This is a genomic window from Chryseobacterium pennae (assembly GCF_003385515.1).
GTDB lineage: Bacteria > Bacteroidota > Bacteroidia > Flavobacteriales > Weeksellaceae > Chryseobacterium > Chryseobacterium pennae.
Map to the genome: position 1 here is coordinate 1 of NZ_QNVT01000017.1, position 12,255 is coordinate 12,255.

The window sequence follows — 12,255 nt, forward strand, 5'->3', positions numbered from 1 at the left end:
AAAATCAAAAACTTTAGATTACAGCTCAGAGGAGTAAAAGATAAATCTTTTTTTCTTTTTAGATTAACCAAACTTTTTGCGTAATCCACAACTTTTGGTACTGATCCCAAATCTCTTACTTGCTATTAAGCCTTCATTAATAATACTGATATCACTCAGTAATCTTACATCATTCATTTTATCCTTGGCTTTAACACAAAAAATCAAAGGCCTCCGGAAGGAAGCCTTTGAAACACCAAATCACAAAATATTAATATGAAAAAAATTTACTTTTCAGTAAACTTGTGACCCGGCTGGGATTCGAACCCAGGACCCATACATTAAAAGTGTATTGCTCTACCAGCTGAGCTACCGAGTCGGCCACAATCAGGAATAAATATAGAGAAATATTCCGGATTATAAAATTTTCTTTGCAGTGCCTGCGACTGGACTCGAACCAGCACATCCTTAGGAAACCACCCCCTCAAGATGGCGTGTCTACCAATTTCACCACGCAGGCAATAAAATTACCATAAAAGTAATTTTTATTGCTAGTGACCCGGCTGGGATTCGAACCCAGGACCCATACATTAAAAGTGTATTGCTCTACCAGCTGAGCTACCGAGTCGGCCACTTATTAAACAAGTTTTCATTTAAGTAATGTCCCTTGTTTTAAGTGGTGCAAAGATATAACTTTTTTCTTTATCTCAAAACTTTTTCGCAAATTTGTTTAAAAAAAATTCATGATAATTTCACTAATTGGATACATGGGCAGTGGCAAATCCCACATTTCCAAAATTTTAAGCGATAAAATCGATTTCAAACTCATTGATCTTGATAAAGAGATTTCCAGAAGGAACAAATTAAGCATTCCCGAAATATTTGAAAAAAAGGGAGAAATTTATTTTAGAAAACTGGAAAGAGAAGCACTTGAAGAAATATTGGCTTCTGAAGAAAATATTGTATTAAGCCTCGGAGGCGGAACTCCTGTTTATTATAACAATATGGAGATCATCAATCATAATTCTAAAAGTGTTTTTTTAAGAACTTCTGTAGGAACATTGGCGGAGAGAATCTCTAAACAGAAAGAAAAAAGACCTTTAATCGCCAATATTTCCGATGAAGACCTTCCAGAATTCATTGCCAAGCATTTATTTGAAAGAAATCAGTTTTACAGTAAAGCCCAGTTCACTGTTGGAACCGATGCCAGAGAACCTGAAGACATCGTTAAAGAAATAGTAGAAAAGCTCTATCTCTAGAGCTTTTTTATTTTAATTGTCCTCTCCAGATTCATCATTTGTTTCTCCGAAGAAATCATCCCAATCGGTAAAATCAGCATCAACATCGTTGCCTACATAATCATCCATATCTCTTCTGTCTTTTTTCGTAGGCCTTCCTTCCCCTTTGTTTCTGTAATAATCCTGGGTCATTTTACGAAGCTTTAATAGTTCGTACTGCTCTTTATCTGTCACATCCTGTATATGAAGCGGAACCAGTTTTGCTCCCATCCTGCTTTTAGGAATCTGAAGTACTTTTATTTTATAATCAATCTGATTCTTACGGATTTTAATAACATCTCCTTCTTTTACCTCCTTAGATGACTTTACGGCGGATGTTCCAATGGAAACTCTGTTCTTTTTAATCTCCTCTGTTGCAATACTTCTCGTCTTATAAAAACGAATGCTCCATAAAAATTTATCTATTCTCATATTTTTTTATACTTTTGCCGTTATATTATTTGTAAAGTAATTAAAGTTTTTTGAAATGAAAAAAATATTTTTATATATCCTTGTAGGATCTTTGTGTTTCTCTGCTTGTAAAAAAGATGATGAGATAGCATTTTATACAGAAACGCGAGACCTTACCAACCAAAACGGTGATGATGATCAAGCCATTAAAAAATTCATGGATGAGAATTATCTTGATGCAGCGGGAAATATAAAACCTTTTAGTGCTACAGACACTGCTGATGATCATGAAAAGAAATTATCACAACTTAATCCTGTGACTCTTCCATCGGGAACTATTTACATCATGAGAGATGGAGCACAACCTGCTGTAAGTAATCCTATTCAGGATAAGGATATCATCAGAATCATGGGAAGAGCATACACATTCCTATCCAGAAACAATAATGGAGTTGTTTCATTTATTGAACAGGCTGGTTTTTTTAATACCATAGAGGGAGGAAGTACTGTTCCGGTAATTGATCCAATGTATTACTATACTAAGAAAAAGGTCATGGACGACGCGACAGTGGCAACTGCAAAAAAAGCAAGTTACTATCAAATACCAGGATTCAGGGAAGCATTACAAAAGTTCAGTGCTTTTAATCTACCTGATGAGGCACCTTATAATCTACAGGGAGTAATTATTGTTCCATCAAGAGCAGCTTTTGCAAGAAACAGTTTTTATCCATATCTGGGTATAGATTACTCAAACAGATCTTTTGTTTTCAACTTTCAGATCTACGGAAGAGAAAACAGACCAGCTGATCAAATACAAACACCTGAACAGCAATAAAAAACAAACATAAAAAAACCGTCTTAGGACGGTTTTTTTTATGCCAAATCGGAAATTTAAGATATCAATCTCTCGTTGTAAAGATCAAAAACAATGAGTATTATATCTTTTCACTCGTCGTTTCATTATAACTCGAGATTAAACATATATTTATTTCATTCTTTTGAGTTCAATAATCAATAGACCAGACTTCAAACTTATCTGATCTCAGGCATAAAAAAAACAGATTAGTATATTGCTAATCTGTTTTTCATAAAGCAACTTTTAGAGCTACTCAATATTTTTTAAGATCTTGCTTTCTGTTTTACATTTCCTAAAATATCAGGGAAATAAAGGTCTGCAAGGTGGTCGAATTCATCTCCCCTCATAAACATAGTAGCATCTACTTCTTCATAAGAACTTCTTCCTGCTGCTGCAATCAATTCATTGCAGGTATGAAGGGTATTTTTATGGAAATGATATACTCTTTCTCCCTTATCTGTCACATCAAGCCCTTTAATAAGCATTTTATCTTGCGTAGCCACTCCAGTAGGACAGTTATTGGAATTACATCTTAAAGCCTGAATACATCCCAATGAGAACATAAATCCTCTTGCATTATTACACATATCCGCACCCATTGCTACAGCTCTTAATATATCCAAACTTGTAAGTACTTTACCGCTGGCAATAACTCTTAATTTGTTTCTTAGGTTATAGTTATTAAGCGTTCTGTTGACAAAGATCAAAGCTGGCTCCAAAGGCATCCCTACTCCATCTGAAAATTCCGGTGGTGCCGCTCCGGTTCCTCCTTCTGCTCCATCAATGGTTATAAAGTCAGGGTAAATCTTCAGTACGTTCATTTGTACACAGACATCTTCAAATTCTTTGGTATCACCAATACAAAGCTTAAATCCGACAGGCTTTCCTCCTGAGAGTTCTCTTAATTCCTGTACAAATTTCAGCAATCCGGCAGCATTTGAAAATGCAGTATGCGATGGCGGAGAAATAATGGTTATTCCTGGCTTTACATGACGAATGGCTGCAATCTCAGGTGTATTTTTCACCCCCGGAAGTACTCCTCCGTGTCCTGGTTTAGCTCCCTGTGATAATTTAATCTCAATCATTTTCACATTAGGAAGCGTTGAATATTTTTTAAATAATTCAGGGTTAAATTTTCCTTCTTCATCACGGCATCCAAAATATCCTGTACCAATCTGCCAGCATAGGTCTCCTCCTTCCAAATGGTGGGGAGAGATCCCTCCTTCTCCTGTATTATGGAAGAAATTTCCTTTTTTAGCACCTCTGTTCAATGAAATCTGTGCTCTGTCACTTAATGCTCCAAAACTCATTGCTGAGATATTGAATAAAGAAGCATGATAAGGTTGTGTACACTGCTCCCCTCCTACCCAAACTCTTGGAAGCTCTTCTGATGGAGATTTAGCATAAATAGAATGCTTGATTCCTTCATATTTTCTGTGATTCACTTCCAACTGTGTTCCAAAAGCCACAGTATCACTAAGATTTTTAGCACGTCTGTATACTGCAGAGCGTTGATTTCTTGGGAACGGCTTCCCGTCTGTCTCCCGTTCAATGAAATACTGCTGCATTTCGGGTGATATACTTTCGAAAAAATACCTGAAGTACCCCAGTACCGGGAAGTTCCTCAAGATTGCATGTTTCGATTGGTAAGCATTGTAAACACCCAATGCATAAATAGCGGATAGCAGCGTCGGTATCCAATAATGCGCTTTTATCAGCAGCGCTACAATCCAGGTAGCAACTACTAATACAATTCCCCAAGATAAAAACTTATCTCTCATGAATGTAGTATTTAAAGTTTAAAAATAAATTTAGTGGAAATTTTGCAAAGAGCCTATGCTTTTGCTAAAAAATTTTGGTAGGAAGATTGCACAGAAACTGTGCCATCTGACAGGATTTTTTCTAAATTTAGAAATTCAATTTGATTTACGAATGCAGGATCAAAGTCTTTCTGGACTCTCACATAGTTTTCTGTGAAGCCGAACATTTTCCCGTCTTTATTTTCGTGCTCCCAAAGTACAGGAAGCGTTTTTCCAAGTTGAGTCTGATAAAATGCCATTTTCTTCTTTTCAGAAAGAATTCTCAGCATTTTATTACGTTTTTTTCTTTCCGCTACCAGAATTACTCCTTCCATTTCGGCTGCCTCTGTATTTTCTCTTTCAGAATAAGTAAATACATGAAGGTAGGTAATAGGAAGTTCATTAAGGAAATTATAAGTCTCCATAAACTTCTCTTCTGTTTCTCCAGGGAATCCAACAATAACGTCCACACCAATAGCAGCGTCAGGCATTACCTCACGGATTTTGTTTACCCTGTCATTGTAAAGTTTAGTCAGATAACGACGTTTCATTTTTTTCAATAAATCATCGCATCCTGATTGTAACGGAATATGAAAATGCGGAACAAAGCTTCTGCTTTTAGAAACCAGTTCAATACTTTCATCCTTTAAAAGATTAGGTTCAATGGAAGAAATACGAATTCTTTCGATTCCTTCTACTCTATCCAATTCTGAAATAAGATCCAGAAAAGTGTGCTCATGTCTTTTATTTCCGAACTCACCTTTACCATAATCACCGATATTGACTCCGGTAAGAACGATTTCTTTGATGTCTCTTGCTGCAATTTCTGTCGCGTTTCTAAGAACATTTTCGATGGTGTCTGAACGGGAAATTCCTCTTGCCAACGGAATGGTACAGTACGTACATTTGTAATCACATCCATCCTGAACTTTCAGAAAAGCTCTTGTTCTGTCTCCTATAGAATAACTTCCGATAAAGAAGTCAGTTTCTTCAATCTCACATGAATGAACAATTCCCTCATTATCTGATTTTTCCAGATCATCCAGGTAGCTTAAGATATTAAATTTCTCCTTAGCTCCCAATACAAGATCTACTCCTTCAATCTGGGAAATTTCTTCGGGCTTCAGCTGTGCATAACACCCAACAATAACCACCAATCCATCAGGATTCGCTTTCATTGCTCTTTTTACGTGAAGCTTACACTCACGGTCTGCATTTTCAGTAACTGAACATGTATTGATGACATAAATGTTAGCCTTTTCATCAAAGCTCACCTTATCGTAACCTGCATCTGTTAATTGACGGGCAATAGTAGATGTTTCTGCAAAATTTAATTTGCAGCCAAGTGTGTGATACGCGGCAGTTCTTTGAAAAGTAGACATGTGTTACTTCTGAATTTTATGGGTGCAAAGATAGTAATTTTAATAATAATCCAATATTGATTCAGTCTATTGTTTATATTCATCCCTTACTTCGGGGCTGTTTTGAAAGCAGACTGGTGATGAATTGCTCTTTTGTTCTTCTCCAGGAAATTTGCTTTTCATTTCAGTATTAAATTCCTGAGATTTATTTCTGGCAATAGAAAGTGTACTCCAGTCATCATTTTTAATCATTTTAGCAATATAAACAATCTGGCCGATGTGATACGGATAATGGGCAAGCTGTCTGAAAACCGCATCAATAAAAGAATGAGCCTCTCCTCTTATAGAGATTGTAGCATAAAGGTTTTCTTCGTTGATCTGATCTAAGGCTTCAAAAAAACATTTCCATCCTTTTTCCCAGAATTCAAGAACTTCATCTTTAGTTTTAAAGGTATTCACAAATTCTTCATCACGATTACGCCATGATTTCTCTCCGTCTTCAGTAAGAAAATTAGTCCATCTCGACAGCATATTTCCTGCAATATGATGTACAATAACTGCTATAGAATTACTTTCTTCATTATACTGCCAGAAAATCTGTTCATCTGATAATTGTACAAATGACTTATCACCCAGGGATTTATAATATTCAAAGCGTTTTACAAACAGATCTTTCATTCTTTCTATTTTGATAACTAATGTAAAAAATTCAAAAAGAAAAACCACCTCTTCCGAAATGGTTTTATCTATGGATTTTATTTATAACATAATAGTTATTCCCGGTTTTTAACCAATACCCATCCTGTAAATTTAACAGGAGTATTCTTTTTATCATTCTCATTCCACAATACGGAATACCAGTAAGTACCTGTAGGAACTTTTCTTCCTCCTACAGCCCCGTCCCACTTATATCCATTCAGCTTATCAGCCTGATGAATCTTGGTTCCATATCGGTCAAAAACATTAATTATCAGATTTTGTTTGCCTGCCAGCGCTGAATAATCAATCACATCATTTACGCCGTCAGCATTTGGAGTGATTACATTAATCAGATTTGGAATAACAATTTCTACCTTTACAGGCTCACAATTATAGGCGTCTTTCACAAGTATCTTATACTCTCCTCTTGGAAGACTGGTAAAAACATTAGAATCCTGCCATATAATATTATCCAGCGAATATTGATAAGGTGGCATACCTCCTATTACAGATACAGCCACTGTACTATTGGAAATCTCAATATTAGAAATAACAGGCACTTCAGATGGAATTACTTTTACTGTCTGTGTGGTGAAACAGTCCCCCGTTTGAAGTTTTACCCAATATACCCCAACTCCTACAGTAACAGTTTTAGTTGTTGCTCCGGTACTCCACAGGTAGCTTTTGAATCCAGGTCCGGCATCCAGGGTGGTTTTACTTTCTACACATATGATTTTATCCTGAAGCACATCAGAGTATTTCGGCGGAGTCACTTTTAAATTCACTTTAGCAATAGCATAACATCCCCGGGCATTGGTAACCCTTACATACACTACTCCATTAGGAGCAATATACGTCATTGCTGCTGTAATCTCATTGGTCTGATTGATTGCATCGGTTTCGGATGGATAATATTTTTTATCTGTATTATCAGGAGTTGTTACCGGAGCATTGTTAAGGTTAAAAGATCCGGTACTCGAATTGGATTCTATGAAACATGAAGTCAAAGTTGCTTCAAAAACAACAACTACAGGATGGAATTTCAAAGTAATTTTCGCGACTGAACTGCAGCCAAATTCTGACGTAACTTTTACATAAACAATTCCTTCTGCAGATACAAATGCTGTAGGATTTGTAATCTCATTAATTCCTGAATTAAGATCAAACATACTGTTATAGTACCTTTTTGTAACACCTGTAATTGCTATAACATCAGCATTAGTCAGGTTAAAAAGAGCCGTTCCTGCATTATTATTGTTACATTCCGTTAATGTGGCATCTTTTGCTTTAATTGAACCGTCTTTGAATTTAAACTTTCCGGTCTGTTTACATTTATTGAGCGGGCTGCTCGGATTCGTTGGGTCTGTATAACTTATACTATAATAAAAAACAGTATTTGTATTGACAGTTTGGGGAGTTGTAATAGGGTTATTTCCTGTTAATGCATCATTTGCACTGGTATGATAACTTACATTAAAATCTGGATTCCCATTAATAATGCCCGTTGATAAAGTACTGAAGTTAAATACGACAGTAGATCCACAAATAATAACCTCTCTCGGATCTGCAGGATTAGCACCGGGGATTCCGGGTGGAACAAAGGGATTAGGCTGAATATTAGGATCTGTAAAAGGAGATGCTAAGGTTGCCGTTCCACCCCATGTTAATGAGAAAGGAGCTGTTGTACTACTCGTACCGCTTACCCAGTTATCAATAAATAAGTAATAGGTTTCTCCGGGGAGCACATCCAAATATTTACAATAAGGCGTTGCTGACCCCCCAATTCCATTCGTGATAGTGCTCGTCATATTTAATCCTGTTGCAGCTCCCACTCCCACCACTGTTGCAGCATTGCAACGTATGGCAGATCCGAGGCTTCCGCAATTCACATTCGGACCGAAGATAGCCCAGTCATAATCTGCATCCTGATTATTGGGAACGAGATCAAATGTAAGAGTGCCTCCTGTAGCAATAGTAATTTTATACCAGATCGAATTATGTTCTCCTGATATATCTATACAAGTTCCGGAATTTACCATTTCTTTGATAGTACCATACCCTGAAGGACTGTATGTAATATTCGAGTTTCCACAAACAGCCAATGCCGTAGCACAATCTTGTTGAGAGTATAGAAAATGGGAAATGTATAGAAAAGTAAATAGTAAAATTTTTCTCATAGATATATTTGTTTTGATGGTTAAGTCATTTTGAGTCAGACTAATATCCGATTTATATCAAATATACCTATTATTTAATTACAAATATAAAAAATCAAATATTTTTTGCGAAGTTCAGAATAAATCCCATTATTAATTAAAAATTCAACACCAAAATAACTATTTTATACTTGTAATATTACCACAGAGATTTTCCAGGTGAAAAATTTTATGGAAAGGGCTTTTCACTTCTTTCAGATGTTCTTTATCCTGAATGAATGTATATCTTGAGGCAATGGAATTCATATCCGAAACAATCACCAGCCAGCATTCATCCACAGAACTATCGTAATAAGGAAATTTTTCATTTTTCTTTTCAATGAGTTCAAGAATTTTTTCTGAGCAGAGTTCATCAAAAAGATTCATACTGTATTCATGAGTAATGAAAACATTTCTTCTGTGAAAAGACTTTCTTACACTTTTCACACAGCCTATTCCTTTATTTTTTTTTATACTTTTATAAATATTGATAATATCTTCCTCCTGCTCTTCCAGATTATCCAGCTTTAGATTCGGGTGAAACTCTAAAAAATAAACACCACGATATTTCGTAGTGTCTTCCTGTTCTAATAGTATTTCTGCCTGACGGAACATTTTATTCAAAGTACTTTCCATCTTCTTCATTTCCAGATGATTGATCACTTCGGTCAATTCTATTCCGATTTTTTTGTCGTTCAGTTTTGCGATAAAGTCCGGACTTTCGCAGGTAAGGTTTTCAAATTTCACATCGGGAAAATGATGCATAAAAGAGTTGAGAAGAAGGATCTCCGACTTCTTTCTGTATTTTTCACGGTCATGAAGTGGGGACTCATCTATGGTACGGTGATACTTCTCTATGGGCTTTTTTTTCAAATGCCGGTTCAGGTAATATAAACTCAGATTCTTAATCAGATCTTCATCAGAAAACGTCTTTTTCATGTGTGATTTTTTTATTTAATTAAACACATGTGGCCATTGGCTTTCACCATTAAAAGTTTTTGATAATCAAAATTTTACACTCTTAAAGATAGGTAAAAAAACTATTCGACGCTTACTTTTAAAATTAATTTATTGATTAATTAATGTAAAGTTTATTTTCATTATTAATACCTTTGTCTTTTCAAACACAAACCAGCATTCTATGGATTTTAGGAATTTTAAAACACCCTACAGTATCAATCCCCAATATTCAAAAAAAACAGCCTATTTCTCAATGGAATTTGCCCTTGAGCAGGTGTTAAAAATATACTCCGGAGGACTTGGCTTTTTGGCTGGATCCCACATGCGAAGTGCCTATAATCTGAAACAGGACCTTATCGGAATCGGTATTCTTTGGAAGTTTGGATATTATGACCAGGCCAGAAACCACGATCAGACCTTACAGCCGGTATGGACAAGAAAAATGTACAGCTTTCTTGAGGATACCGGAATAAAATTTCAGATCGAAATTCACAGCGCTCCTGTTTGGGTAAAAGTATGGTATCTTGATCCTGAAATCTTCAATACAGCACCTATGTTTTTTCTCTCTACAGATGTTCCTGAAAACGATCACGTTTCAAAAACCATCTGCCACAAGCTGTATGATGCGAATGAATCTACTAAACTTGCTCAATATATCTTGCTTGGAAAAGGAGGTGCCAAATTATTGGATGAAATGAACATAGAAAGGGAGGTTTATCATTTAAATGAAGCACACGGACTTCCGGCAGCATTTTATCTGTTAAGAAAATACAACGGAGATCTTAACAAGGTTAAAGAAAAGCTGGTTTTCACAACCCATACTCCGGAAGAAGCCGGAAACGAGAAACATAATTTCAAATTATGTCATGATATGTCTTATTTCTCTGGCTATAGCATGGAAGAGATAAAGGCTATTGAAGGAACAGATGACGAACGTTTCAATCATTCACTCTGTGCCTTGAAAATGGCAAGGATGGCCAATGGAGTGTCTCAGCTTCATGGAGTGGTTTCCCGTACTATGTGGAACAAATATCCTGGAATATGTGAAATCACGTCTATTACCAATGCTCAGGAATTCAAATACTGGGCAGACAAGGCACTTTACAATGCAAAAGATGAAAATGATGATATCATTTTCGATTTCCGTAAAAAGTCTTTAAAGAAAGAGCTGTTCAGTATTGTAGCAGATCAGACCGGAAACCTTTTCAATCCTAATGTTTTCACTATTGTATGGGCCAGGCGATTTGCAGGCTATAAACGAGCCGAATTACTTTTACATGATAAAGACAGATTCTATAGGCTTCTGAACAATCCGAAATATCCGGTACAGATCATCTGGGCAGGAAAACCTTATCCAATGGATTATTCGGCCATTTCTACGTTCAACACTTTGGTTGAAGAGAGTAAGAATCATAAAAATATGGCTGTTCTTACAGGATATGAACTTTCTTTAAGCAAATCCTTAAAGCAAGGTTCTGACCTATGGTTAAACAATCCAAGAGTTCCGAGAGAAGCCTCAGGAACTTCAGGAATGGCAGCCGCTATGAACGGTTCTGTCAACTTATCAACAGATGACGGCTGGATCCCGGAATTTGCAAAACACAGAGAAAATTCTTTTGTAGTTCCAAAAGCCGATTACCTGAATATGAGCATCTATGAACAGGATAATTATGATTTAAATACATTATACGAAATCCTTGAAAATGAAATCCTTCCCACTTATTATGATAACCCGGATCAGTGGAGAAAGATTCAGTATAATGCTATGAACGATGTAAAAGATCACTTCAATAGCGACAGAATGGCGGATGAATATTATAGAGTGCTTTATAATCAGACCAATAATTAATCTGATATTGCTCCTTCATCATATAAATAAAAGACCTGGAAAAATTCCAGGTCTTTTATATTTAAAATTACTTACTTCTCTTTTTGGCCGGCACCTTCAGCCCTTTTTCCTTTGCTTCAGAAATACCGATAGCTACAGCCTGTTTTCTGCTCGTTACTTTTTTTCCGGAAGAAGATTTCAATTTCCCTTCCTTGAATTCATGCATTACTTTTCCTACTTTGTCCTGAGCTTTGTCTGAATATTTGGTTTTGCTCATGATAAGAATTTTTAAGATTTTGGCAGGGATACCCCCAGTTCATAAACTCTGGCATGTTTCAAATACTTTGAACGCTCTCTTGATGTCACCGATTGAAACTGATCATTTTTGATCACAATAATTGGGTCTTCTATATTTTCAATTTCAAAGTTGGCAAAATATCTTTCATCCGGACTGGTTTTATCATTTTTTGCCTTAATCTTCTGCAGTTCATCTGCATATTTTCTAAATCCGGGATCAGATGAATGGATAAATTTATACTCATCGCCTGCATACACATAGTAATGAATTTTCTTCTCTATCAAACCTGCTTCATCTGTAATTTCTGGGTTATCGTTTCCGTCTTTAAACCCTACTTCCACTAATATTCCACCTTTTTTACTGGCACATTCCTGTGCATCATTAAAACTCGAAAAACCTGTATAAACAATTCGGTCGTTCAATACATATCGGTTCAGTTTCTGGTTGTATGCATTCGTTTCCATAATTATCCTTTTTGATTGATTGGTAATTATATACTTCAATTTTTTTGCCAAATTGCCTTTTTTAAAAAAAATCACAACAATGTCTTAGATTTGTTTTATATGGTTATATAAGTAAGATTTATTAAATT

Annotated in this window: 11 protein-coding genes and 3 tRNA genes; 3 read left to right on the forward strand and 11 right to left on the reverse strand. The window is 35.9% G+C overall.

Annotated elements, in window-relative coordinates:
• Positions 1-285 precede the first annotated feature (285 nt).
• From DRF65_RS16680 to DRF65_RS16690, 3 genes are all read right to left on the reverse strand, one after another.
• A tRNA-Lys gene (locus DRF65_RS16680) sits at positions 286-358 on the reverse strand.
• Between the two features lie 58 nt (positions 359-416).
• Positions 417-499 (reverse strand) — tRNA-Leu (locus tag DRF65_RS16685).
• 35 nt (positions 500-534) lie between these two features.
• A tRNA-Lys gene (locus DRF65_RS16690) sits at positions 535-607 on the reverse strand.
• Between the two features lie 115 nt (positions 608-722).
• On the opposite strand from DRF65_RS16690, the gene DRF65_RS16695 reads away from it, so the two are divergent.
• Positions 723-1,238 (forward strand): shikimate kinase, encoded by a 516-nt coding sequence (locus DRF65_RS16695; RefSeq protein ID WP_115971900.1) that lies wholly within the window; start codon positions 723-725, stop codon positions 1,236-1,238.
• A 12-nt stretch (positions 1,239-1,250) separates the two neighbouring features.
• Here the strand turns inward: DRF65_RS16695 and DRF65_RS16700 are convergent, their stop codons facing one another.
• Positions 1,251-1,688, reverse strand: coding sequence for an RNA-binding S4 domain-containing protein (locus DRF65_RS16700; protein WP_115971901.1), 438 nt, complete (start codon positions 1,686-1,688; stop codon positions 1,251-1,253).
• Between the two features lie 55 nt (positions 1,689-1,743).
• On the opposite strand from DRF65_RS16700, the gene DRF65_RS16705 reads away from it, so the two are divergent.
• Positions 1,744-2,502 (forward strand): hypothetical protein, encoded by a 759-nt coding sequence (locus tag DRF65_RS16705; RefSeq protein ID WP_115971902.1) that lies wholly within the window; start codon positions 1,744-1,746, stop codon positions 2,500-2,502.
• Positions 2,503-2,786: 284 nt separating this feature from the next.
• Here the strand turns inward: DRF65_RS16705 and DRF65_RS16710 are convergent, their stop codons facing one another.
• The 5 genes from DRF65_RS16710 to DRF65_RS16730 form a co-directional block, all read right to left on the reverse strand.
• Positions 2,787-4,304 (reverse strand): FMN-binding glutamate synthase family protein, encoded by a 1,518-nt coding sequence (locus DRF65_RS16710; RefSeq protein WP_115971903.1) that lies wholly within the window; start codon positions 4,302-4,304, stop codon positions 2,787-2,789.
• 53 nt (positions 4,305-4,357) lie between these two features.
• A complete protein-coding gene (mtaB, locus tag DRF65_RS16715) occupies positions 4,358-5,704 on the reverse strand; it encodes a tRNA (N(6)-L-threonylcarbamoyladenosine(37)-C(2))-methylthiotransferase MtaB (protein WP_115971904.1) in 1,347 nt (448 codons plus the stop codon).
• A 66-nt stretch (positions 5,705-5,770) separates the two neighbouring features.
• Positions 5,771-6,361 carry a DUF1572 family protein gene (locus tag DRF65_RS16720; RefSeq protein ID WP_115971905.1) on the reverse strand — a complete coding sequence of 197 codons (591 nt, stop codon included), beginning with the start codon at positions 6,359-6,361 and terminating at the stop codon, positions 5,771-5,773.
• A 95-nt stretch (positions 6,362-6,456) separates the two neighbouring features.
• Entirely contained in the window at positions 6,457-8,559 is a 2,103-nt protein-coding gene (locus DRF65_RS16725) for a T9SS type B sorting domain-containing protein (protein WP_115971906.1), read from the reverse strand.
• 159 nt (positions 8,560-8,718) lie between these two features.
• Positions 8,719-9,516, reverse strand: coding sequence for a hypothetical protein (locus DRF65_RS16730; RefSeq protein ID WP_115971907.1), 798 nt, complete (start codon positions 9,514-9,516; stop codon positions 8,719-8,721).
• A gap of 202 nt (positions 9,517-9,718) precedes the next feature.
• Here DRF65_RS16730 and glgP point away from each other — a divergent pair, with 202 nt between their 5' ends.
• The gene (gene glgP / locus DRF65_RS16735; protein ID WP_115971908.1) at positions 9,719-11,386 is read left to right on the forward strand and encodes an alpha-glucan family phosphorylase; all 1,668 of its coding nucleotides are present in this window, start codon (positions 9,719-9,721) and stop codon (positions 11,384-11,386) included.
• A gap of 67 nt (positions 11,387-11,453) precedes the next feature.
• Here glgP and DRF65_RS16740 read toward each other — a convergent pair whose 3' ends face one another.
• On the reverse strand, positions 11,454-11,642 hold the full coding sequence (locus tag DRF65_RS16740; protein WP_115971909.1) for a DUF6496 domain-containing protein: 189 nt from the start codon (positions 11,640-11,642) through the stop codon (positions 11,454-11,456).
• Between the two features lie 11 nt (positions 11,643-11,653).
• A complete protein-coding gene (locus DRF65_RS16745) occupies positions 11,654-12,127 on the reverse strand; it encodes a hypothetical protein (RefSeq protein WP_115971910.1) in 474 nt (157 codons plus the stop codon).
• Positions 12,128-12,255: the final 128 nt, after the last annotated feature.

Excerpts from the sequence above, each read along its gene's own strand:
- mtaB (WP_115971904.1), bottom strand. The coding sequence starts at position 5,704 with ATGTCTACTTTTCAAAGAACTGCCGCGTATCACACACTTGGCTGCAAA.
- DRF65_RS16740 (WP_115971909.1), bottom strand. The coding sequence starts at position 11,642 with ATGAGCAAAACCAAATATTCAGACAAAGCTCAGGACAAAGTAGGAAAA.
- DRF65_RS16710 (WP_115971903.1), bottom strand. The coding sequence starts at position 4,304 with ATGAGAGATAAGTTTTTATCTTGGGGAATTGTATTAGTAGTTGCTACC.
- DRF65_RS16705 (WP_115971902.1), top strand. The coding sequence starts at position 1,744 with ATGAAAAAAATATTTTTATATATCCTTGTAGGATCTTTGTGTTTCTCT.
- DRF65_RS16730 (WP_115971907.1), bottom strand. The coding sequence starts at position 9,516 with ATGAAAAAGACGTTTTCTGATGAAGATCTGATTAAGAATCTGAGTTTA.
- DRF65_RS16720 (WP_115971905.1), bottom strand. The coding sequence starts at position 6,361 with ATGAAAGATCTGTTTGTAAAACGCTTTGAATATTATAAATCCCTGGGT.
- glgP (WP_115971908.1), top strand. The coding sequence starts at position 9,719 with ATGGATTTTAGGAATTTTAAAACACCCTACAGTATCAATCCCCAATAT.
- DRF65_RS16695 (WP_115971900.1), top strand. The coding sequence starts at position 723 with ATGATAATTTCACTAATTGGATACATGGGCAGTGGCAAATCCCACATT.
- DRF65_RS16745 (WP_115971910.1), bottom strand. The coding sequence starts at position 12,127 with ATGGAAACGAATGCATACAACCAGAAACTGAACCGATATGTATTGAAC.
- DRF65_RS16700 (WP_115971901.1), bottom strand. The coding sequence starts at position 1,688 with ATGAGAATAGATAAATTTTTATGGAGCATTCGTTTTTATAAGACGAGA.
- DRF65_RS16725 (WP_115971906.1), bottom strand. The coding sequence starts at position 8,559 with ATGAGAAAAATTTTACTATTTACTTTTCTATACATTTCCCATTTTCTA.